Source organism: Pseudomonas sp. 8Z (assembly GCF_902506535.1).
In the GTDB taxonomy this organism is placed as follows: domain Bacteria; phylum Pseudomonadota; class Gammaproteobacteria; order Pseudomonadales; family Pseudomonadaceae; genus Aquipseudomonas.
Genome location: NZ_LR733827.1, coordinates 1,783,429 through 1,804,465, shown reverse-complemented (window position 1 = coordinate 1,804,465; position 21,037 = coordinate 1,783,429). Strand labels below are relative to the sequence as shown.

General features: G+C 61.6%; 19 protein-coding genes. 9 read left to right on the top strand and 10 right to left on the bottom strand.

What is annotated here, in order from left to right:
- Positions 1–50: 50 nt before the first annotated feature.
- From rpoZ to AERO9A_RS21285, 3 genes are all read right to left on the bottom strand, one after another.
- Complete coding sequence (gene rpoZ / locus AERO9A_RS21295) at positions 51–314, bottom strand: DNA-directed RNA polymerase subunit omega (protein ID WP_159973880.1); 264 nt, start codon at positions 312–314, stop codon at positions 51–53.
- Between the two features lie 147 nt (positions 315–461).
- Positions 462–1,082 (bottom strand): guanylate kinase, encoded by a 621-nt coding sequence (gene gmk / locus AERO9A_RS21290; RefSeq protein ID WP_159973879.1) that lies wholly within the window; start codon positions 1,080–1,082, stop codon positions 462–464.
- A gap of 206 nt (positions 1,083–1,288) precedes the next feature.
- Positions 1,289–2,152 (bottom strand): YicC/YloC family endoribonuclease, encoded by an 864-nt coding sequence (locus AERO9A_RS21285; protein WP_159973878.1) that lies wholly within the window; start codon positions 2,150–2,152, stop codon positions 1,289–1,291.
- 164 nt (positions 2,153–2,316) lie between these two features.
- On the opposite strand from AERO9A_RS21285, the gene rph reads away from it, so the two are divergent.
- Positions 2,317–3,036, top strand: coding sequence for a ribonuclease PH (rph, locus tag AERO9A_RS21280; RefSeq protein WP_159973877.1), 720 nt, complete (start codon positions 2,317–2,319; stop codon positions 3,034–3,036).
- Between the two features lie 29 nt (positions 3,037–3,065).
- Positions 3,066–3,440, top strand: a complete 375-nt coding sequence (locus AERO9A_RS21275) for a DUF4870 domain-containing protein (RefSeq protein WP_159973876.1) — start codon at positions 3,066–3,068, stop codon at positions 3,438–3,440.
- 55 nt (positions 3,441–3,495) lie between these two features.
- On the opposite strand, the gene AERO9A_RS21270 is transcribed toward AERO9A_RS21275, so the two are convergent.
- Entirely contained in the window at positions 3,496–4,275 is a 780-nt protein-coding gene (locus AERO9A_RS21270; protein WP_159973875.1) for an exodeoxyribonuclease III, read from the bottom strand.
- 80 nt (positions 4,276–4,355) lie between these two features.
- On the opposite strand from AERO9A_RS21270, the gene pyrE reads away from it, so the two are divergent.
- Positions 4,356–4,997, top strand: a complete 642-nt coding sequence (pyrE, locus tag AERO9A_RS21265; protein ID WP_159973874.1) for an orotate phosphoribosyltransferase — start codon at positions 4,356–4,358, stop codon at positions 4,995–4,997.
- Positions 4,998–5,018: 21 nt separating this feature from the next.
- Complete coding sequence (locus AERO9A_RS21260; RefSeq protein ID WP_159973873.1) at positions 5,019–5,621, top strand: DUF4124 domain-containing protein; 603 nt, start codon at positions 5,019–5,021, stop codon at positions 5,619–5,621.
- Between the two features lie 133 nt (positions 5,622–5,754).
- On the opposite strand, the gene argB is transcribed toward AERO9A_RS21260, so the two are convergent.
- The 4 genes from argB to coaBC all read right to left on the bottom strand — a co-directional run bounded on the left by argB (position 5,755) and on the right by coaBC (position 10,981).
- The gene (argB, locus tag AERO9A_RS21255) at positions 5,755–6,660 is read right to left on the bottom strand and encodes an acetylglutamate kinase (protein WP_159973872.1); all 906 of its coding nucleotides are present in this window, start codon (positions 6,658–6,660) and stop codon (positions 5,755–5,757) included.
- Between the two features lie 24 nt (positions 6,661–6,684).
- Complete coding sequence (gene algC, locus AERO9A_RS21250; protein WP_218580160.1) at positions 6,685–8,079, bottom strand: phosphomannomutase/phosphoglucomutase; 1,395 nt, start codon at positions 8,077–8,079, stop codon at positions 6,685–6,687.
- Positions 8,080–9,314: 1,235 nt separating this feature from the next.
- A complete protein-coding gene (gene dut, locus AERO9A_RS21245) occupies positions 9,315–9,770 on the bottom strand; it encodes a dUTP diphosphatase (protein ID WP_159973870.1) in 456 nt (151 codons plus the stop codon).
- Positions 9,771–9,772: 2 nt separating this feature from the next.
- The gene (gene coaBC, locus AERO9A_RS21240; protein WP_159973869.1) at positions 9,773–10,981 is read right to left on the bottom strand and encodes a bifunctional phosphopantothenoylcysteine decarboxylase/phosphopantothenate--cysteine ligase CoaBC; all 1,209 of its coding nucleotides are present in this window, start codon (positions 10,979–10,981) and stop codon (positions 9,773–9,775) included.
- Between the two features lie 138 nt (positions 10,982–11,119).
- On the opposite strand from coaBC, the gene radC reads away from it, so the two are divergent.
- Positions 11,120–11,794 carry a DNA repair protein RadC gene (gene radC / locus AERO9A_RS21235; RefSeq protein ID WP_159973868.1) on the top strand — a complete coding sequence of 225 codons (675 nt, stop codon included), beginning with the start codon at positions 11,120–11,122 and terminating at the stop codon, positions 11,792–11,794.
- A 53-nt stretch (positions 11,795–11,847) separates the two neighbouring features.
- On the opposite strand, the gene AERO9A_RS21230 is transcribed toward radC, so the two are convergent.
- Complete coding sequence (locus AERO9A_RS21230) at positions 11,848–13,425, bottom strand: ABC transporter substrate-binding protein (protein ID WP_159973867.1); 1,578 nt, start codon at positions 13,423–13,425, stop codon at positions 11,848–11,850.
- A 347-nt stretch (positions 13,426–13,772) separates the two neighbouring features.
- Here AERO9A_RS21230 and rpmB point away from each other — a divergent pair, with 347 nt between their 5' ends.
- Together rpmB and rpmG are read left to right on the top strand one after the other, a co-directional pair.
- Positions 13,773–14,009 carry a 50S ribosomal protein L28 gene (rpmB, locus tag AERO9A_RS21225; protein WP_003242523.1) on the top strand — a complete coding sequence of 79 codons (237 nt, stop codon included), beginning with the start codon at positions 13,773–13,775 and terminating at the stop codon, positions 14,007–14,009.
- A 10-nt stretch (positions 14,010–14,019) separates the two neighbouring features.
- A complete protein-coding gene (gene rpmG / locus AERO9A_RS21220) occupies positions 14,020–14,175 on the top strand; it encodes a 50S ribosomal protein L33 (protein WP_012703270.1) in 156 nt (51 codons plus the stop codon).
- 157 nt (positions 14,176–14,332) lie between these two features.
- On the opposite strand, the gene AERO9A_RS21215 is transcribed toward rpmG, so the two are convergent.
- Positions 14,333–17,179, bottom strand: coding sequence for an EAL domain-containing protein (locus tag AERO9A_RS21215; RefSeq protein WP_159973866.1), 2,847 nt, complete (start codon positions 17,177–17,179; stop codon positions 14,333–14,335).
- A gap of 389 nt (positions 17,180–17,568) precedes the next feature.
- On the opposite strand from AERO9A_RS21215, the gene AERO9A_RS21210 reads away from it, so the two are divergent.
- Complete coding sequence (locus AERO9A_RS21210; RefSeq protein ID WP_159973865.1) at positions 17,569–18,645, top strand: FAD-dependent oxidoreductase; 1,077 nt, start codon at positions 17,569–17,571, stop codon at positions 18,643–18,645.
- 170 nt (positions 18,646–18,815) lie between these two features.
- The gene (locus AERO9A_RS21205; RefSeq protein ID WP_372239689.1) at positions 18,816–20,450 is read left to right on the top strand and encodes a methyl-accepting chemotaxis protein; all 1,635 of its coding nucleotides are present in this window, start codon (positions 18,816–18,818) and stop codon (positions 20,448–20,450) included.
- Positions 20,451–21,037 lie beyond the last annotated feature (587 nt).

Below are 21,037 nucleotides of genomic sequence, written 5' to 3'. Positions count from 1 at the left end.
GTTGGCAGCTATGGCCCAGCGCCGTGCGACTTCGACCCGGCATCATCTGCTTACAGAGGCTCGTTGGCCTCTTCCTCGAAGGCGGCGAACAGCGGCTCTTCTTCAACGATGTCTTCCTGCGCGACGATTTCGTCGTCGACCAGGCCGGCAGCGATTTCGCGCAGGGCAACGACGGTCGGTTTGTCGTTTTCCCAAGCTACTTTGGGTTCTTTGCCGCCCGTGGCCAGTTGGCGCGAACGTTTGGTCGCGAGCATGACCAATTCGAAGCGGTTATCAACATTGTCCAGGCAATCTTCGACGGTAACGCGAGCCATGGTGTTCCTCGTAACGTGTGCGGATAAGCTTGGCCCGAGCGGGCGAGCGGACTGAACATTGTAAAGCAGCCGCAAGCGACAAGCTACAAGCAGAAGCCAGTCCGGCCTTGCTTTTACCTGCCGCTTGTGGCTTGAAGCCTGCTGCTATCAGGCTAACAGCTCACTGAGCAGGCCAGCATGACGTTGTTGCTGTTGCTCCTGGCTCAACTGGTTGCAGCGGAAGATCGCCTTCAGATCGCTCAGTGCATGGTTGAAGTCGTCATTGATCACTAGGTAGTCATACTCGACGTAGTGGCTCATTTCGCTGACGGCTTCGCGCATGCGCCGTTCGATGATCTCGCCGCTATCCTGGCCGCGGTTGGTCAGGCGGTGGCGCAGCGCTTCCTGAGTTGGCGGCAGGATGAAGATGGACTTGGCCTGCGGCATCAGCTTGCGTACCTGCTGTGCGCCCTGCCAGTCGATCTCCAGGATCAGGTCGAAGCCTTCGGCCAGGGTTTGTTCGAGCCACTTCTGCGAGGTGCCGTAGAAGTTGTCGAAGACCTGGGCGTGTTCGAGAAACTCGTTGCGCTCGATCATGGCGCTGAACTGCGCATGGTCGACGAAGTGGTAGTTCACCCCGTCTTCTTCGCCCGGTCGCATGGCGCGGGTGGTGTGCGACACCGAGACGCGAATCTGCGGCTCGCTCTCGATCAGCGCCTTGACCAGGCTGGTCTTGCCCGCGCCGGAGGGGGCGGAAACAATGTAGAGGGTGCCGGTGGTGGTGGCCATGAAGTAGCGTCCTGAAAATCTTGCGGGATTTTAAAAGCGTAGCGAGCGACGGCTAGGCAAGGCGAAATCAGGTGAGAAAGCGAAGTTTACGACTGCAAATGAGCATTTCGAATCTGATTTATACGCTTCGCTCCCCTTCGGGCCAGCCTTTGGCTGTTACTACGCTTTGCTTCGTTTCAGCGCGGCATAGTCTCGCGCAGTAGTTTTTACTCGATGTTCTGCACCTGCTCGCGCATCTGCTCGATCAATACCTTGAGGTTGACCGCCGCTTGCGTGCTGCGTGGGTCGAAAGCTTTGGAACCCAGAGTGTTGGCCTCGCGGTTAAGTTCCTGCATCAGGAAGTCCAGGCGTCGGCCTGCTGCGCCGCCGGCCTTGAGCACGCGACGCACTTCGCTGACGTGAGTGCTGAGGCGATCCAGCTCTTCGGCCACGTCGCTCTTTTGTGCCAGCAGCACCAGCTCCTGCTCCAGGCGCTGCGGGTCGAGCTCAGCCTGCATCTCGGCGAAGCGGGTTTCGATCTTGGTGCGCTGGCTGGCGAGCATTTGTGGTACCAGCTCACGCAGTGCGGCGACTTCGTCGAGGATGCTGTCGAGGCGATCGTTGAGCAGCTTGGCCAGCTCGGCGCCTTCGCGGGCACGTCCTGCCTTGAGTTCGCTCAGTGCTTGATCAAACAGCTTCAGTGCGGCGGCGTTGAGTGCCTGCGGGTCAGCCGAGTCTGCGACCAGTACGCCAGGCCAGGCCAGCACTTCCAACGGGTTGAGCGGAGCTGGCTGCTGAATCAGTGCGGCGACCTGTTCGGCGGCGGTGATCAGTTGGCGTGCCCGCTCGTTGTCGACCTGCAGGGTTTTGCCGGCGCTTTCTTCGGCGAAGCGCAGGGTGCATTCCACCTTGCCGCGCGACAGCCCCTGACGCAGCGCCTCACGCACGGCGCCTTCGAGGTCGCGGAAGGCCTCGGGCAGGCGCAGGTGCGGCTCCAGGTAGCGGTGATTGACCGAGCGCAGCTCCCAGCTCAGGGTGCCGTGGGCGGTTGCCTGCTCGTTGCGGGCAAAGGCCGTCATGCTATGAACCATGGGATACCTCGTGGACGTCGGCTCGAAAAGCGCAGGATTGTAGCCCACGGTGATGCTCCATTTCATGTGCAGACGGTCGGCCCTGCGCCAATTCGGCGTGTCGTCATGCTCGGCGGCACCCTATAATGCGTGCTGTTTTCACTTAACGAAGTAGGTATCGCTCGATGAAACGTCCCAGTGGCCGCGCCGCCGATCAGTTGCGCTCGATCCGTATTACTCGCAACTACACCAAGCACGCCGAAGGTTCGGTTCTGGTAGAGTTCGGCGATACCAAGGTGATCTGCACCGTCAGCGTCGAGTCCGGTGTGCCGCGCTTTCTCAAGGGCCAGGGCCAAGGCTGGCTGACCGCCGAGTACGGCATGCTACCGCGCGCCACCGGCGACCGTAACCAGCGCGAGGCCAGCCGTGGCAAGCAGGGCGGTCGCACGCTGGAGATCCAGCGCCTGATCGGCCGCTCGCTGCGCGCTGCGCTGGATATGAGCAAGCTGGGCGAGAACACCCTGTACGTCGATTGTGACGTGATTCAAGCCGACGGCGGTACCCGCACAGCCTCTATCACCGGCTCCATGGTGGCACTGATCGACGCGTTGAAAGTGCTGAAGAAGCGTGGGGCGCTCAAGGGCGAACCGCTCAAGCAGATGATCGCCGCTGTGTCGGTCGGCATCTATCAGGGCGAGCCGGTGCTGGATCTGGATTATCTGGAAGACTCCGCCGCCGAGACCGACCTCAATGTGGTGATGACCGATGCCGGTGGCTTCATCGAAGTGCAGGGCACTGCCGAGGGCGCGCCGTTCCATCCGCAGGAACTCAATGCCATGCTGGCTCTGGCGCAGAAGGGCATGAGCGAGATTTTCGAACTGCAGAAAGCTGCGCTGGTCGACTGACGCACTCGGGCTGTACTGGGAGCTGCCACATGAGCGATCAATACCAGGTGCCACAACCATTGCCGAGCCGTGAGGCTCGGCAATGGGCCATGCTCTGTCATTACGCGGCGTTCTGTTGGTTGCTTGCGCCGATGATTGGCAATGTCATCGGGCCGCTGGTGGTCTGGCAGTTGAAGAAGGAGCTGGATCCCTTTGTCGATGCTCAGGGCAGGGAGGCGCTCAATTTTCAGATAACGGTCAGTCTCGCCTTGATGGTCTGCGGCCTTCTGGCCTGGGTATTGATCGGCTTCCCGTTGATGGTTCTTGTGAGCCTGGCTGCGCTGGTTCTAACCATCATCGCAGGGATCAAGGCCAATGAAGGCAAGGCTTACCGATACCCTTTGATTTGGCGCTTGGTCAAGTAAGGCGCACAGCAAAAAGCCGACTGATCAGTCGGCTTTTGGGGCTCTGCATTGCGAGTTAGATGCTGATGATCCAGTCGTAATCGACGATCAGCGGTGCATGCTGAGAGAAGCGTGGTTGGCGCGGCAGGCGAGCGCTACGCACGGTGCGGCGCATGCCTGGCGTTAGTAACTGATAGTCGAAGCGGTAGCCCAGGTTGAGCATTTCCGCCTGTTCGCTGTCGGGCCACCAACTGAATTGGTCACCTTCACGGCTGACTTCGCGCAGGGCGTCGACGTAGCCCATGCTGCCCACTACCTCATCCATCCAGGCGCGCTCGGGTGCGAGAAACCCCGGCGATTGCTGACAGTCACGCCAGTTCTTCACGTCCAGCTTCTGGTGCGCGACATGCAGCGAGCCGCAGTAGATGTACTCGCGACGCTTGCGCCGCTGTTTGTCCAGATAATGGGTGAAGTCGTCCATGAACTTGAATTTCTGATTCAAGCTCTCGTCACCGTCTCGGCCCGTGGGCAGAAGCAGGGTGGCAATACTGACTTTGTCGAAATCTGCCTGCAGGTAGCGCCCGTAGCGATCGGCCATCTCAAAGCCGAGGCCGCTGATCACCGCCTTGGGTTGCAATCGCGAGTAAAGCGCTACACCACCTTGGCTGGGCACTTCAGCGTCGCATGCATAGAGGAAATAGCCATCCAGTTGGAAGGCTTGGTCGTCCATTTCAAAGGCGGAGGCACGGGTGTCTTGCAGGCAGATCACGTCGGCATTCTGGGCTTGTAACCAGCTAAGCAAACCTCGCTCGGCTGCAGCCTGAATACCATTCACGTTCACACTGATGATCCGCATAAATGGCCCCCAAAAACACGTGCGTGTATGATACCCGAGCTCACTCCATTTAGCTAAATCCGTGCCGTCCGGGGCTTTTCATGCAAGCGTATCAGCGCGATTTCATTCGCTTTGCCATCGAACGTGGGGTTCTGCGTTTCGGTCAGTTCACTCTCAAGTCTGGGCGCACCAGCCCTTATTTCTTCAATGCCGGTCTGTTCGACAGCGGCTTGGCGCTGGCACAGCTTGGGCGTTTCTATGCGGCTGCGATCGTCGACAGCGGTATCGATTTCGATGTGCTGTTCGGCCCGGCCTACAAGGGTATTCCGTTGGCGGCAACCACCGCCGTGGCGCTGGCTGAGCACCATCAGCGTGACTTGCCCTGGTGCTTCAACCGCAAGGAAGCCAAAGATCACGGCGAAGGCGGCACCCTGGTTGGTGCGCCGCTCAAGGGCCGCGTGTTGATCGTCGATGACGTGATTACTGCAGGTACTGCGATTCGCGAAGTCATGCAGATCATCCAGGGGCAGGGCGCTCAGGCCGCCGGTACGCTGATTGCGCTCAATCGCCAGGAGCGTGGTCAGAGCGATCTTTCTGCCATCCAAGAGGTCGAGCGCGACTTTGGCATGCCGGTAGTGAGCATCGTGTCACTCGAACAGGTACTGGAATATCTGGCAGGGGATGCTGAACTGAAGCAATATCTTCCGGCTGTCGAAGCCTATCGCGCCGAGTACGGAATCTAGCCCTAGCACAAGGTCGTCCCTATGCCCGCACCGCTCCTGACCCGCTGTACGCTGCTGCTTGGCTTACTGCTGCCGTTGTCCGGGGTGGCTGCCGAGCTGTATCGCTATGTCGATGGCAAGGGCGTCACTGTACTCAGTCGGCAGGGCGTGCCGCCTGAGTTGATCGGTAAGGGGTATGAAGTACTCAATGATCAGGGGCGTGTGGTGCGGGTGATTCCACCTGCGCCGACGCCTGAAGAGTACGCGCGGATGCAGGCGCAGAAGGCGCGTGCTAGCAGTGATGCACAATTGCTGCGCCTTTATACCAATCTTGATGATGTCGACCGTGCCCGCGAGCGCAAGCTGGCCGAGCTCGATGGGGTGATTGGGATTGCGCGCGGTAATCTGCAGTCGGTGCGCTCGCAGCAGGCCAACTTGCAGAGCAAGGCTGCCGATCATGAGCGTGCCGGGCAGCAGGTGCCGGAAAACCTGCTGGCGCAGATCAATGCTGCCAATGACGAGCAGCAGCGTCTGAAGCGCGATATCGCTCGTTATAAGGAAGCCCGTGCTCAGGCTGAGGCGGGCTTTGCTGCCGACCGTGCGCGGCTGAGCGAGTTGTTTGACGGGGCTGCGCGCAAGCCGTGAATGCTTAGCTGTAGCCTGTCCCTGAGTGGGTTTGAGGGGCGTTAGGTGCGTTGCTCGCTTTACCCTTCCCGCGCAGAGGGCGCCCTCCCCCATTGGGGGGAGGGGCATCAGAAAGCCGCGCTCGCGGCTTGCTTTAAGGGCGTTTGCGGTTGCTGATCATGGTGCCGTTGCCGATATCGGTGAAGATTTCCAGCAGTACGGCATTGGGCACCCGGCCATCGATGATGTGCGAGCTGTTCACGCCGCCTTGTACGGCTTCTAGCGCGCACTTGATCTTCGGCAGCATGCCGCCGTAGATGGTGCCGTCGGCGATCAGTCCGTTGACCTGCTCGGTGGTCAGGCCGGTGAGCACTTCGCCCTGCTTGTTCATCAGGCCGGCGATGTTGGTCAGCAGCATCAACTTCTCGGCTTTCAGCGCCTCGGCCACCTTGCCGGCAACTAGATCGGCGTTGATGTTGTAGGACTCGCCATCCGGGCCGACGCCGATGGGCGCGATGACCGGGATGAAATCACCCTTGACCAGCATGTTGAGCAGGTCGGTGTTGACCCCGGTAACCTCGCCGACATGGCCGATGTCGATGATTTCCGGTTGGGTCATCTCCGGCGTCTGGCGGCTGACCTTGAGTTTCTTCGCGCGGATCAGGCCAGCGTCTTTACCGGTAAGGCCGATGGCGCTGCCGCCATGCTGGTTGATCAGGTTGACGATGCTCTTGTTGACCTGGCCGCCGAGCACCATTTCCACCACGTCCATGGTGGCGGTGTCGGTGACGCGCATGCCATCGATGAAGTGGCTCTCGATGGACAAACGCTTGAGCAGGTCGCCAATTTGCGGACCGCCGCCGTGGACCACCACCGGGTTGATGCCAACCGCCTTCATCAACACGATGTCACGAGCGAAGCCCTGCTTGAGTTCCTCGCTTTCCATGGCGTTGCCGCCGTACTTGATTACCAGGGTCTTGCCGACGAAGCGGCGGATATAAGGCAGGGCTTCGGACAGTACCTTGGCAACTTGGGCGGCGGCGTCACGCTCGAGGGTCATGCAGGGGCTCCTGGGGCAGGTCGATCAAAAGGGCAGTTGCAGGTCGGGGGCGACCTTGAGCAGTTGCGCGCGGAACACGTCCTGGATGCGCTCCAACTCTTGCTGGGTGTCGGCTTCGAAGCGCAGCACCAGTACTGGTGTGGTGTTGGAGGCGCGGATCAAGCCCCAGCCTTTGGGGTAGTCGACACGTACGCCATCGATGCTGGTGATGTTCGCTTCGCCCCATTGGCCTTCACGCTGCAGGCGTTCGATCATGCCGAACTTGGTCTGCTCAGTCACCTTGATGTTGATTTCCGGCGTAGAGATATCGCTCGGGAAGGCATTGAACACCTGTTCGGCGTCGCGCTTGTCGAGGCTGAGAATCTCCAGCAGGCGAGCGGCGCTATAAATGCCGTCGTCGAAGCCGTACCAGCGCTCCTTGAAGAAGATATGGCCGCTCATCTCGCCTGCGAGCAGGGCGCCGGTTTCCTTCATTTTTTTCTTGATCAGCGAGTGGCCGGTCTTCCACATCACCGGACGGCCGCCGTAGCCGCTGATCAGCGGGGTCAGGCGGCGGGTGCATTTGACGTCGAAGATGATGTCCGCGCCAGGGTTGCGCGACACTACGTCTTTGGCGAACAGCATCAGCAAGCGATCAGGGAAGACGATGGTGCCCGTGTTGGTCACGACGCCAACGCGGTCACCGTCGCCGTCGAAGGCCAGGCCCAGGTCGGCGTTTTCGGCTTTGACGCGGGCGATCAGGTCGACCAGGTTCTCCGGCTTGCCCGGATCCGGGTGGTGGTTGGGGAAGGTGCCGTCGACATCGCAGAACAGCGGGATCACGCTGCAGCCCAGGGCCTCGATCAGTTGCGGTGCGATTACGCCAGCGGCACCGTTGCCACAGTCGACCACCACCTTGAGCGGCTTGGCCATGGCGATGTCGTCGCGGATGGTTTTGAAGTACTGCGGCAGTACATCGACCTGCTGCACGCTGCCGACGCCTGTGGCCAGGTCGTTGTTGTCCAGGCGGGTCTTGAGTGCCTGAATCTGCTCGTTGGCCAGGGTGTCGCCGGCGATGATGATTTTGAAACCGTTGTAGTCCGGCGGGTTGTGGCTGCCGGTGAGCATGACCGCCGAGCGACCTTCCAATACGTTGGCGGCGAAGTACACCACCGGTGTCGGCACCATGCCGATATCGGTGACTTCACAGCCGCAATCGAGTAGACCCTGCACCAGTTGTTGCAGTAGCTCGGGGCCGGACAGACGGCCATCACGGCCTACGATGACTTTGGGCTCACCCTGGGCCAGGCTCTGCGAGCCGATGGCGCGGCCGATCCAGTAAGCGTATTCGGCGGTCAGGGTGTCACCGACCACGCCACGGATGTCGTAGGCGCGGAAGATGTCGGCGGGAAGTTTCGGGGCGCTTTGGCTAGTGGTCATTGCGGGGCTCTGCTCCAGTCCCAGGAAATCCTGGTCTTCATCGAGAATGTCGATATCGAGGATATCGGTGTCCTGAAATAGCGGATCGACCAGCTCAGCCGACTTGAGGGCGGGCGGAGTGGCAGGGGCCGCGGTTGTTTCTTTGCTTGGTGTGCTGTCGGTTGCCGAGGCGTTACTGCGACGCGGCAGGCGGGCCAGGCTGCGCGCCAGTCCGTCGAGGGCTGGCAGGCTCAGACTGAAGGGTTTGACGCTTTTGCCTGCGGAGAGTTCTTGGAGCATTTGCCCGAGCTGCAGTGCGTCGCTGTTGAGGCGTCGCTGCAGGCTGCCGTTTAGCAGAATCAGACCGATCACTGCGCCGCCCAGGGCGAGTAGGGCGGCCAGGCCGAGCATTGGCACTGGAATGCCATCTTGCGAGAGGGCAGGGCCAGGTGTGAACGCCAGCTTCCAATTCGGGTTTCCGGTGCTGAAGGATTGAGTGCTGGCGTTGCCCGCTTCGCCACGCTGTAGCAGGGCTTGTGCCGGGCCGTTGTGAAATTGCTGCACCAACTGCACCTGGCCCAGCTCGGGCGGCAGTGCCGGTATGCTGGCGATGAGACGATTGAGGTCGACCGCCAGCATCAGGGTGCCTTCTGCCGGTTGCTTATCATCCTGTCGTATGGCGACGGCGCTGTAGACGAGCCAGCGCTGACCAGCGCGGTAGGCTTCGACTGCGGGTGCCTGGCCGCTTTCTGCGCGGCGCAGCATGTCTAGCCCAGCGAAGTTCATCGGCGCGGCTCGCTCGGTGTTTTGTACGGCTTCGCCGCGGCGGTTGAGCTGGGCATCGATGACACCATCCCAGTAGCGCAGGCGCTGCTCGGCCTCACTGATGCGCAGGCGGTCGTTACTACGCAGTGCTTGCAGTAACTCCGGGTTGTGAGCCGCCGCCAGGCTGTCAGCCTGCAGCCGCTTGAGTGCCAACTGCACCGCAGTTGCCTGGGTGTTGCCCAGGGCTTGTGCCAACTCCGTCTGATGGGCTTGGTTATTGCTGCTTTGTACGAGCCAGAGCAGAGCGCCCCCTGCGCCGATGCCAAGGATGGCGGCCAGCACTCCTGGTAGCAGGGCCCCGAGTGATGGACTGGAGCCTTTGCTGCCTTTCGCGGATGATTGGCTGGTGGCAGGTGCTTCAGCTTCTTTGGCGTTGCGCTTGAAGAGTTTCACGCAGGTGCTCCTCCGCGAGGCGGCCGGTCAGGATGCGCTCAGTGGCTACCGGAGTGGCCGAAGCCGCCAGCGCCGCGTTGAGTTTGGTCGAACTCGTCGACTAGTTCGAAGCGGGCCTGCACAACGGGTACCAGCACCAGTTGCGCGATGCGCTCGCCAATGGCGATGCGGAAACTGTCCTGGCCACGGTTCCAGCACGACACCATCAGTTCGCCCTGATAGTCCGAGTCGATCAGGCCTACGAGGTTGCCCAGGACGATGCCGTGTTTGTGGCCGAGGCCCGAGCGCGGCAGGATCAGCGCAGCCAAGCCCGGGTCGGCGACGAAGATCGATAGGCCGGTGGGTATCAGTACCGTCTGGCCTGGTTCGAGGACGATTTCTTCTTTAAGCATGGCGCGCAGATCGAGGCCGGCGGAGCCTGGCGTGGCGTACTGCGGCAGGGGAAATTCCTGGCCGAGGCGGGGGTCGAGGATCTTGGCTTGCAGAGCGTGCATGGTCAGTTCTTGTTCAAACGGTCTTTGATAAGGGTGATCAACTGGCGGGCGATCTTGCCCTTGCTGGTCTGGGCGAAGCCGATTTGTTGCAGTTCGCGGTCGATCACGGTGATGGCGTTCTCTTCACTATTGAAGCCGATGTTGGGGTTGGCCACATCGTTGGCGACGATCAGATCGAGATTTTTGTCGCGCAGCTTGCGTGAAGCGTATTCGAGCAGGTTCTCGGTTTCGGCGGCGAACCCGACACTGAACGGGCGATCTTCGCGGCTGGCGATGGTGGCGAGGATATCCGGGTTGCGCACCATTTGCAGGAGCATGCCTTCGCCGCTGGTGGGGTCTTTCTTCAATTTGTGCTGCGCGACCACTTCCGGGCGGTAATCGGCTACAGCGGCGGCGGCGATGAGGATATCGCAGGGCATGGCGGCTTCGCAGGCGGCAAGCATGTCGCGGGCGTTGACCACATCGATACGGCTGACCCGATCCGGCGTCGGCAAATGTACCGGGCCGCTGACCAGAGTGACGCGCGCTCCGGCTTCGGCGGCCGCTTCGGCCAGGGCGAAGCCCATCTTGCCTGAGCTGTGGTTGGTGATGTAACGCACCGGGTCGATGTTTTCCTGGGTCGGACCTGCGGTAATCAGAACGTGCAGGCCATCGAGCGCCTGGCGCTGGAAGCAGTCGGCGGCCAACTGGGCCAGGTCGGTGGGTTCGAGCATGCGCCCGAGGCCAACGTCGCCACAGGCCTGGCTGCCGGACGCCGGGCCGAACAGGTGCATGCCACGCTGCTGCAGCAGGTCGAGATTGGCCTGGGTGGCAGCATCGCGCCACATGGCCTGGTTCATCGCTGGGGACAGGGCGACCGGGGCATCGGTGGCCAGCACCAGCGTAGTCAGCAGGTCGTTGGCGATACCTTGGGCCAGGCGCGCAATCAGGTCGGCGGTGGCCGGGGCAATCAGGATCAAATCGGCCCAGCGAGCCAGTTCGATATGGCCCATTGCGGCTTCGGCAGCCGGGTCGAGCAGGTCGAGATGAACAGGATGGCCGGAGAGCGCCTGCAGGGTCAGCGGGGTGATGAATTCGCGGCCGCCCTGGGTCATTACCACGCGCACTTCGGCGCCCTGATCCTTGAGCCTGCGAATCAGTTCGGCACTCTTGTAGGCCGCGATACCGCCCCCTACGCCGACGATGATGCGTTTGCGATACAGCCGCTGCATAGGCCTGCCTTTCATGGACGGATGAATGTGCATCACGTGGCCAACGCCTCCCCAGGCCGACCCCGTGCGAAAAGATGGGCTACGATAGCACAGCGCCCGCAGCGGATCAGCGGGGCTTGGCTCGACATGGAGGGGTATATGAGCATTCGTGATTGGCCCGCGGCAGAGCGCCCGCGGGAAAAGCTGCTGGCTCAGGGCGCAGCAGCGCTGACCGATGCTGAACTGTTGGCGATCTTTTTGCGTACCGGAGTTACCGGCAAGAGTGCGGTGGATCTGGCGCGTTATCTGCTCGGCGAGTTCGGTAGCTTGAGGGCTCTGCTGGAAGCCGACCTAGCGGGGTTCAGCCAGCACCTTGGTCTGGGGCCGGCCAAGTATGCACAGTTGCAGGCCGTGCTGGAGATGGCTCGGCGTCATTTGGCCGAGCGCCTACGTCGTGATTCGGCGCTGGAGAGCCCGCAGGCGGTGCGTGATTACCTCAAGGCGCAGTTGCGTCATGAGCCGCATGAGGTATTCGGTTGCCTGTTTCTCGATGCCAAGCATCGCGTGTTGGCGTTCGAAGTGCTGTTTCGCGGCAGCATCGACAGCGCCAGCGTTTATCCCAGGCAGGTGGTCAAGCGTTCGCTGGCCAACAATGCAGCAGCCGTCATCCTCACTCACAACCATCCCTCGGGCGTTTCTGAGCCGAGCCAGGCGGATCGCGTGCTGACCCAGCGCCTCAAGGATGCGTTGGCGCTGGTGGAGGTGCGCGTGCTCGATCACTTCATCGTCGGTGATGGCGAACCGTTGTCGATGGCCGAGCTGGGCTGGATATAGAGGGGCGTAGCCTACCTTATGTAGGGTGGGCTTTAGCCCACCAAGACCACGACTCATGGCGCCATCTGCACCGCAGCGAAATTCTGCCGGCCGAATGGGCTGACCTTGTACCCCTCGACTTTGCTGCTGAGCAGCGCGAAGGCCGTCGGATGAGCCAGCGGCAGCCACAGTGCCTGCTGTTGGATGATCTTCTGTGCATCGTGGTAGAGGCGGCTGCGCTCGGCCTGGTCGCTGCTTTGCTTACCGTCTGCGATCAGCTTGTCCAGCGCCTCATCGCAGTAGCGCGCGAAGTTCAGGCCGGACTGCACCGAGGCGCAGGCGAACTGTGGGGTGAGGAAATTATCAGGGTCGCCATTGTCACCCGCCCAGCCCATGAACAGCAGATCATGCTCGCCGGCCTTGGCGCGGCGGATCAGCTCACCCCATTCGATCACGCGAATCTCGGCGGCGATGCCGACCTTGGCCAGATCCGCCTGTAACAACTGTGCGCCGAGGCTGGGGTTGGGGTTGAGCAGGCTGCCGCTGGGGCGCGTCCAGATGGTGGTTTTGAAGCCGTCCTTCAGGCCCGCTTCGGCCAGCAGGGCGCGGGCTTTTGCCGGGTCATGGGCATAACCGGGGAGATCCTTGGCGTAGCTCCAGGTATTGGGCGGGTAGGGGCCGTTGGCGGGCTCGGCGCTGCCCTCGAACACGGCCTTGACGTAGCTGGCCTTGTCGAACGCCAGGTTGATCGCCTGGCGCACCTGCGGCTTGTCCAGCGGTGGGTGTTGGCTGTTGATGCCGACGAAGGCGGTCATGAAGGCGGCGGTCTGCGCGCTCTTGAGTGTGGCGTCGCCGGCGATGGCCTGTGCGTCCTGCGGTTTGGGTGACAGGGCGATCTGGCACTCGCCACGGCGTAGTTTCTGCAGGCGTACGTTGCTGTCCGGGGTGATGGCGAAGATCACCTTGTCCATGGCTGGCTTGCCGCCGAAGTAGTCGGGGTTGGCGCTGTAGCGCACCACGGCGTCTTTCTGGAACCGCTCGAAGACGAATGGGCCGCTGCCGATGGGGGCGCTGTTGAGTTTCTCCGGGGTGCCGGCTGCGAGTAGCTTGTCGGCATATTCGGCTGGGTAGATGGAGGCGAAGCCCATGCTCAGGGTGGAGAGGAAGGTGGCGTCGCGGCGGGTCAAGGTAATACGCACGTGCTGGTCGCCGACTGCTTCGACCTTGGCGATCAGGCTCGGCCACTGCATCGATTGGGCGTGCGGGTAGCCGCTGGTGGCGACCTTGTGCCACGGGTTCTGTGCATCGAGCATGCGCTGGAAGCTGAACAGCACGTCTTGGGCGCTCAGGTTACGGCTTGGCGCGAAGTCGGCGTTGTGGTGGAACTGCACGTCGTCGCGTAGCTGGAAGTCGTAGACCAGCCCGTCGTCCGAGACCGACCAGCTATGCGCCAGGCTTGGCAGCAGCTTGCCTTGCTCGGCATCGAACTCCACCAGGCGGTTCATCAGCATGTCGGCCGAGGCGTTGGTGGTGGTCAGCGAGTTGTACTGCACTACATCGAAACCATCTGGGCTGGCCTCGGTGCAGACGGCTAGCGTGGCGGCCTGGCTCAGCAGTGGAGCGCAGAACAGCGTGGCGAGTAGCAGGCGCATGGTCGGTTCCTCATCATTAGGGGGGATGGCAGCACGCATGCACCCTAGTCGATTTGCTTGGTGCTGAATACTATCTGCAGGCGACGAGTGGTCGCTCGCGAGGGAAGTCCGGCGTATCGAGTGCCTGGCCGGTTGGGCGATACGTGACAGTGTTTTATCCTGCGTTTTTCCTTGTTGCCCTCTGAGGTTTCTGGTATAAAGCAGCGCTCTTTTCTAGGGGCCCGGTTCTTGCGCTATTCAGTGCGCCCGGTAAGACCCTCGAGAAACGCGGCGCACAGCGCCAATGACATTGAGTTTAAGCGGCCAACCCATGCCGGGTTGGGCATGTGGTTTTAGAGGGCTGAGGCATGTCGAGAGTCTGTCAAGTTACCGGTAAGGGTCCGGTAACCGGGAATAACATTTCCCACGCAAACAACAAAACCCGTCGTCGTTTCCTGCCGAACCTGCAGCATCACCGCTTCTGGGTTGAGTCGGAAAAGCGCTTCGTACGTCTGCGCGTATCTGCCAAGGGCATGCGTGTCATCGACAAGCGTGGCATCGATGTAGTGCTGGCTGAGCTGCGCGCTCGCGGCGAAAAGGTTTAAGGAGAGAGTCATGCGTGAACTGATCCGTTTGGTGTCCAGCGCCGGTACCGGCCATTTCTACACCACCGACAAGAACAAGCGCACTACTCCCGACAAGATCGAGATTAAGAAGTACGATCCTGTCGTGCGTAAGCACGTGATCTACAAGGAAGCCAAGATCAAGTAATTGATCGGTTTCTGACGAAAAACCCGCCTTCTGGCGGGTTTTTTTATGCCTGTAGATCGCTGAGGTGGGGCTTGTGGCCGTCATTGTGACGAGCAATCTGTGCATGGCTTTTGCGTGGGGGGCGTCATGAGCAGCGTCTGCTGCTCTTTTTGGCATCTCAGGCGGGTTGAGGTGCGTCGGCCAGCAGCGCCAGGGGTTGCGGTTTGCCGATGTGATAGCCCTGTGCGTAGTCGATGCCGAGTCGGTGCAGGCAGTTCATGCTCTGTTGTGTTTCGACGAACTCTGCCACGGTGCTCAGGCCCAGTTGTGTGGCGATCTGTTGCATCGAACCGACCATGGCCTGGTTGATTGGATCCTGGTCGATATCGCGGATGAAGCTGCCGTCGATCTTCAGGATGTCCAGTGGCAGGTGACGCAGGTAGGCATAGGAGGCGAAGCCGCTGCCGAAGTCATCCAGGGCCACTTTCAGGCCCTGGCTGCGCAGTTCTTTGATCCACTTGGCGGAAACGCCCAGCTCACCCAGGGCGACCATTTCGGTGACCTCGATGCATAGCTTGCTGGCCGGTAGGTTATGGCGTTGCAGGACATCGTTGAGCAGTGTGTGAAAGCTCTTGTCGAGCAGCGATTCGGCGCTCAGGTTGACATTGACCTGTACCAGGTTGGCGAGGTGCCGGGGGTTGTTCGCTAGCCAGGCGCACAGGTGTTCGATCACCCAACGGTCAATGGCGCCGAGGAAACCATATCGCGCGGCTGCATCGAGAAACTGTCCGGGACTGATCCGTTCGCCGCTCTTGGGGTCGCGGTAGCGCAGCAGCACTTCGTAGTGCAGGCCTTGTGTATTTTTCTGCAGCGGCGTGACTGCTTGCTGGAAAAGTTCGAAATGGTCGTGCTCGGTGGCGTCGCGTAGGCGTGTGATCCACTGCAACTGACGTTGGTGGTCGAGTAGCGCGCCGTCTGCTGGGTTGAATTGGTGAACGCGGTTGCGCCCTTGGTGTTTGGCCTGTTGTGCGGCGTTGTTGGCCCAGTTCAAGGCCGTTTCCCAGTCGGGCATGTCTGGAGCTAGGGTTAGCAGACCGATGCTGGCATGCAGGCGAAATGGCCGGTTTTGCCAGGTGAAGACGAACTGTTCGACATTGCGGCGCAGTAGTTCGGCTTGCTGCTGGGCGGCTGCATCGTTGGGTTCGCGAAGCAGGATGGCGAACTCGTCGCCGCCGATGCGGGCGAGTTCGGCGTGCTCGGGTAGCGAGCGCTGCAGTTGCTTGGCCAGTTGCTTGAGGAGTTGGTCGCCTGCCAGGTGTCCGCAGAGGTCGTTGACCAGTTTGAAACGATCCAGGCTCAGGCACAGTAGATGGCTGAAGGGGGGAGATGTCTCGCCGTTCAGAGTGCTCGACAGCAGGCGTTCGAGTTCGCGGCGGTTATACAGCCCGGTGAGGGCGTCGTGGGTGGCCAGATGCTGCAGGCGCTCTTCCAGTGTGTGGCGTTCGTTGAGGTCGACAATAATGCCGACGATGCTGTCCTGCGTGGGCTGTTGGTGCAGGGATAGGTAGACCCAGCGTTGCTGGCCGTTGATGTCGCGCAACTGGCATTCTCGGCTTATGGCGCCGCCTGAGTTTTCGAGCCCGGTCAGCAGTTCTGTCCAGGTGACTTCGCCAAGCAGTTCAGGCAGTTGCTTGGTCAGTAGCTGGGTGCTGTTCTCGCCCAGCATGCGGCACAGGCTGGGGTTCGCTTCGAGCAGTTGGCCGGCGTGATTGCAGCGCATGATGCCCTCGCTGCTATGGCGAAACAGGGCCTGGTATTGCTCGAGGTTGTCGATAGCTCGGGTCTGTGTGCTCAGGAGTGCGCGGCGGGTTCGTTCATGCTTTTTGTCCAGCAAGGTGCCAAACATCAGCATGCTTACCGATGGCAGGAAGGCATAGAGCGCCTGTAGGTCGGAGGGGAGCGATATGAGACCTTCGCGATTCAGGGGGATCAGTAGCATCAGTGGCAGTGCCGGGCCCCAGCACAGCAGGAAGCTCCGTGCGCAGGTGCGTCGTAGGTGTACTGCCAGTAGCAGCAAGGTGAGCTGATAGAGGCCTGTGGCCAGGATCAATAGGTTGAGTAGGCGGTAGGTCTGCGGGTGCGCGGTCAGGTGGCCGCCCACGCATACCAGCAGGATGATGGCGAACAGGGCTGGGTTTAGCCAGCGCAGCCGTTGTGTTGGCAGGCGTAGAGAGTGGCTCAGAAACAGGGTGCTGAAGATCAGTATGCCGACCATGGGCAGTTGAATGAGCAGTTCTGATCGCTGTGCGTCGCTGTCTGCCAGAAGGCCGGCCGCGTTGTACATGCCGATGGTGAAGGCCGCGACGCAAAGTGCGGCCAGGCAGAAGTAGGCCAGTTGGGCCTCGCGCAGCGTGCTGAAGCGGATCAGATAGAAGGCCGTCAGGCCCAGCAGGGCGCCAATCAACAGGCCGTTGAGCAACCAGCTATGGGCGATCAGGTGCTGGCTGCTTGTGCTGCTGATCAACTGCAGAGGCAGGTCGAGAGAGGCGTGGCTTTGGGTGCGTATCAGCAGTGTGTGTGGCGTTGCATCCAGCGGTGGCAGGTCGAGCATCAGGTGTGGATACGGTTGTCCGCGCTCATCGAAAGGCAGGCTGCTGCCGCTGCGCAGTGGGCCGATCATGCCCTCATTGGAGAGCAGCCACACTTGCGCGCTGTCCAGAAGTGGGGTCGCAAGGATCAACTTGACGGATTCCCCGGCTGGCAGTTGCAAGCGTAAGGCGTGCCACCAGGTGCTGCTGGAGTAGCCAATGTGGGCGCTGCCGGTTATCGCTTTGCCCTGCTGGAGCAGCGCGTCAAGCGCCTGGGCGGCGTCGAGCTGGCCGTCCGGGTCTTCCAGCAATAGCCGGTGATTGAGCGAGAAAGGACTGCTCAATGCATCATGGGTTGGCTGAATGAGCGGTAATTGTGCTTCTGCCCAGCTCTGCAGGCTGAGTAAGAGAAGCAGGAGGGAGAGCCAGCGAGCCATCCGGGGCACCTCAGGCAGCTATCGTGGGGGCGTGATAACCCGGTTTATTGTCTGCGGTCGCGGATTATATCAGCGTGATGGCATTGTGACGCCATTCTTTTGGCGAGTCGGTTGGTGTGCCGTCCGTGGCACTGTCTAAGTCGGCCCGTGGTGAGCGGAAATTGTGTTCAGCGCATTTGAAATGCGGCGCAAAAGTGCGTTATCGCGCCTTGCGGTGCTCGCCATAGGCTCAGGCGCAGGTCGTATTTTGAGTGGCAGCACTCATCGTAGGCTTGCCAGCATCTACGTGTCCCGACATGCTCGCGCTTCTGCAGTGACCTGTGATATCTGCACAGGCCCGGCTTCAAGCCCGGCGGTCGCCGCGATCGCGAGGGAAGAAAGAGTGTTCGATGAGTGACTATGACCTGATTTTGGTGGGGGCCGGACATGCCCATCTTGGGGTGTTGCGGCGTTGGGCGCTGGTTGAGCGCCCCAAGGGGCGTATCGCTCTGCTCAATTGCGCGACACATGCCTGGTATACCGGGCGATTACCCGGATTGCTGGCTGAGCGTTTCGCCGAGGATGACTGCCAGGTTGCACTGGAGCCTTTGTGTCGCGCTGCTAAGGTGGAGTTGATCGAGTGCGTCATGAGCGGCATGGACGCGGATGCTTGCATATTGCGTCTGGCCGATGGCCGCTCACTGCAGTCACAGTGGTTGTCGCTTGATGTCGGTGCTGGCCTGCTGTCGCCGCCGCAGAGTGGCGATGCCATGCAGGTGCTAGCGACGCGGCCCATTGATGATTTCCTGGCTGGTTGGCGGCAATGGCAGCGAGAGCCTCGGCGCCTGGCCATTTTGGGTGGCACGCCGGGGAGTGTCGAGCTCGCTCTGGCCATTGCCGGGCAGGTGCCCAATCTGGCCCTGTTCTGCGGCGGGCCGCTGCTGCCGGGGCAATCGCTCGGGCTGCGTCTGCGTGCACTGGGCTACTTGCGCCTGTGTGGCGTGCAGGTGCGCGAGCATTGCCCGATAGGGCGGATCGAAGATGACTGGCTGCTCAGCGGTGATGAGCCGGTTTGGCGCGGCCGCCGCCTGCTGCTAGCCAGTGGTGCGCGGGCCTGGCCATGGTTGCGTGCGGCGGGGTTGGCTTGCGATACCGAGGGGTTCGTGGCGATTCATGACAGCCTGCAAAGTCTGTCGCACCCGCAGATTTTTGCTGTGGGTGAATGCGCCACGCTGCGCGATGTGCCGCGCAGTCTTAGTCGTTCCTCGCGCCAGGGGCGGGTGCTGGCGGGCAATCTGCAGGCCGCCTTGCACAATCAGCCGCTGCGCCTGTACCGGGCGCCACGCCAGGGCCTGACGCTGCTGGCCAGCGGCGATGGTGGTGCCTTGCTCGATTGGCGCGGCTGGAGTGCTGACGGGCAATTCTATGGGCGCTGCAAGGACTGGCTCGATCAACGCTTCGTGCGGCGCCATCACCTGGCCGATTAGCTATGGTGTCGTGCCCGAGTACAGGCTAGGCTGCGACCAAAGTGTGATAGCCCCTGTGCTGGCTGGATGATCGAATCAAAGACCGCCTGGCAGGCGCCTAGTGATTGGGCGGCTCGGCGGTCAAGACCGGGTATCTGTATTGTCCGGTGTGATGATCAGGGAGGTTGTCCATGCCACCGTCCGCTCTTAGCGCGTCGCCGCGCACAAGAACAAGAATCGCGAGGTCGGTCATGCAAGCTGCGTTTGTCCGTTCCCCCTTTACCTGTCTGCTGCATGCGCTGGGCTTGGCCGCTTTGATGGTGGCCTACCAGTCGATGCAGTTACCGCTGTATATCAGCGTACCGTCCTTCATGATCCTGGCTCTGTGGCCTTGGCTCGGGCCTTGGCAGCGTCGTGACGAGAGTGCTCCGCTTGCCAAGCCCGCGCCGGGCGGCAGTGATTTCGTCGAGCTGAGCCGTGGCCTGTCGCGCCATACCAGTCACAACGCCCTGTCGGCCGCGCGCGTGGCGCATGCGGTGCAACATTTGGCCGGGCGCCTGCAGTCGCAACTGATGGCTGTGGAGCAGGTCAGCGAAGCGGCTGAGGCGATCACGCTGACCGAACAAGACAGTGCTCAGCGTGCCGAGCAGACCCTGGCAGCCGCACAGCACGTGCGTGCCGCCAGCAGCAGCGGCCAGGCCGAACTGACCCAGGCCATCACTCGCATGCAGCGGCTCAGTGAACAGACCCTGGCCAGCCGTGAATTGATCGACGGCCTGGGCCGCCGTACCGAGCAGATCGAGCAGGTTACCCAGGTGATCCAGTCCATCGCCAGCCAGACCAATCTGCTGGCGCTCAACGCGGCCATCGAGGCGGCGCGCGCAGGGGAGATGGGACGTGGTTTTGCTGTGGTCGCCGACGAGGTTCGTAATCTCGCCGCCCGCACCGCCAGCGCGACCGAGGAAGTCAGCCAGATGGTCGCCGATATCCGCCAGCAGAGCGCAGCGGTGGTCAGCCATATCCAGCAGCAGAGTGGCGAGCTGGAACAGGCCGCACGGCAGATCGAGCGTGCTGGCGAGCAATTGCACGGCATTGCTGCTCAGGCCGAGGAGGTGGAGCAGCAAGTGGCGCGGATCAGTGCCGGCAGTGCAGATAACCACCAGCGTCTGGCCAGCCTGTCGGCGGCTGCGATGCAATTGCGTGGGGATGTGCAGGGCAGCGAGGGGCAGACGCGGCAACTGGCAGGCGCGGCGGAACAACTGGTGGGGCAGGCCGAGACGGTCAGCGAACAGCTTGCCGAGGTGGGGCTGGACGACTATCACCAGCGCATCTACGACCTGGCCCGCGAGGGCGCTACCGCGATTGCGGCGCAGTTCGAGGCGGATCTTGCCGCCGGGCGCATCGCGCTCGATGACCTGTTCGACCGCCAGTACCAGCCGATTGCCGGTACCCAGCCGCAGAAGTACCGCACCCGCTTCGACCAGTATGCCGATCAGGTGCTACCTGGGTTGCAGGAGCCGCTACTCAAGCGGCATGACGGGCTGGTGTTCGCCATCGCCACCACGCCAGAGGGCTATGTGCCGACCCACAATCAGGCGTTCAATCACCCGCAGAGCGGCGACCCGGCGGTCGACACCACCCGTAGTCGCGGCAAGCGCCTGTTCAATGATCGAACTGGCATCCGCTGTGGTAGTCACGGCAAGGCCGTGTTGCTGCAGACCTATATGCGCGATACCGGCGAGCTGATGCATGACCTGTCGGTACCGATTCTGGTGCGGGGGCGGCATTGGGGTGGCTTGCGCCTGGGCTATAAGCCTGAGCCCTGAGCACCCACCGGACTGGCAAGTTTGTGTGTTGGTGAGTTGGCTTATTGATGTTTTGGACGCCGCCTTGAGTGTTCTCAGGAACTCCCTGTTTCGCCCCCCTCGGGCGACTCACTTTTCTTTGAAATGCGCAAAGAAAAGTAAGCAAAAGAAAGCGCACCCCGCCATCCGGGTCTCGCTTCGCTCGACTTCCCTCACTCCGGCACCGCTCCGGGGTCGGCGTACATGGGCCGTCCCTGGTCCATTACGCCTCTCGCGGCATCCATGCCGCTCGTCCCCTGCGCAGTGCCTACGTTCGGCCTCCTGAAGGGGGATTTTCGCGCGCCTGAAACTATCGGTTTCACTCGCAGACCACAGCGGTTTGCTATTGCTCTTGCCAGAGCACTCCCAGCTGCACCTGAGTTACCGCTGGTTCAGGCGCGTGCAGAGCCCGCCCAGGAGGGCGAACGGAATCGTCGTGGAAGAGGTCGAGCGACAGGATGTCGCGAGAGCCACGGAGGGCCATGGATGGCCCATCGTGGCGGGCCTCTGGAACGGCGATGGAGTGAGCGAACCCTCGCGCAGCGAGGGCCGGATGATCGGGCGGAGGG

Excerpts from the sequence above, each read along its gene's own strand:
- rpoZ (WP_159973880.1), bottom strand. The coding sequence starts at position 314 with ATGGCTCGCGTTACCGTCGAAGATTGCCTGGACAATGTTGATAACCGC.
- gmk (WP_159973879.1), bottom strand. The coding sequence starts at position 1,082 with ATGGCCACCACCACCGGCACCCTCTACATTGTTTCCGCCCCCTCCGGC.
- AERO9A_RS21285 (WP_159973878.1), bottom strand. The coding sequence starts at position 2,152 with ATGGTTCATAGCATGACGGCCTTTGCCCGCAACGAGCAGGCAACCGCC.
- rph (WP_159973877.1), top strand. The coding sequence starts at position 2,317 with ATGAAACGTCCCAGTGGCCGCGCCGCCGATCAGTTGCGCTCGATCCGT.
- AERO9A_RS21275 (WP_159973876.1), top strand. The coding sequence starts at position 3,066 with ATGAGCGATCAATACCAGGTGCCACAACCATTGCCGAGCCGTGAGGCT.
- AERO9A_RS21270 (WP_159973875.1), bottom strand. The coding sequence starts at position 4,275 with ATGCGGATCATCAGTGTGAACGTGAATGGTATTCAGGCTGCAGCCGAG.
- pyrE (WP_159973874.1), top strand. The coding sequence starts at position 4,356 with ATGCAAGCGTATCAGCGCGATTTCATTCGCTTTGCCATCGAACGTGGG.
- AERO9A_RS21260 (WP_159973873.1), top strand. The coding sequence starts at position 5,019 with ATGCCCGCACCGCTCCTGACCCGCTGTACGCTGCTGCTTGGCTTACTG.
- argB (WP_159973872.1), bottom strand. The coding sequence starts at position 6,660 with ATGACCCTCGAGCGTGACGCCGCCGCCCAAGTTGCCAAGGTACTGTCC.
- algC (WP_218580160.1), bottom strand. The coding sequence starts at position 8,079 with ATGACCACTAGCCAAAGCGCCCCGAAACTTCCCGCCGACATCTTCCGC.
- dut (WP_159973870.1), bottom strand. The coding sequence starts at position 9,770 with ATGCACGCTCTGCAAGCCAAGATCCTCGACCCCCGCCTCGGCCAGGAA.
- coaBC (WP_159973869.1), bottom strand. The coding sequence starts at position 10,981 with ATGCAGCGGCTGTATCGCAAACGCATCATCGTCGGCGTAGGGGGCGGT.
- radC (WP_159973868.1), top strand. The coding sequence starts at position 11,120 with ATGAGCATTCGTGATTGGCCCGCGGCAGAGCGCCCGCGGGAAAAGCTG.
- AERO9A_RS21230 (WP_159973867.1), bottom strand. The coding sequence starts at position 13,425 with ATGCGCCTGCTACTCGCCACGCTGTTCTGCGCTCCACTGCTGAGCCAG.
- rpmB (WP_003242523.1), top strand. The coding sequence starts at position 13,773 with ATGTCGAGAGTCTGTCAAGTTACCGGTAAGGGTCCGGTAACCGGGAAT.
- rpmG (WP_012703270.1), top strand. The coding sequence starts at position 14,020 with ATGCGTGAACTGATCCGTTTGGTGTCCAGCGCCGGTACCGGCCATTTC.
- AERO9A_RS21215 (WP_159973866.1), bottom strand. The coding sequence starts at position 17,179 with ATGGCTCGCTGGCTCTCCCTCCTGCTTCTCTTACTCAGCCTGCAGAGC.
- AERO9A_RS21210 (WP_159973865.1), top strand. The coding sequence starts at position 17,569 with ATGAGTGACTATGACCTGATTTTGGTGGGGGCCGGACATGCCCATCTT.
- AERO9A_RS21205 (WP_372239689.1), top strand. The coding sequence starts at position 18,816 with ATGCCACCGTCCGCTCTTAGCGCGTCGCCGCGCACAAGAACAAGAATC.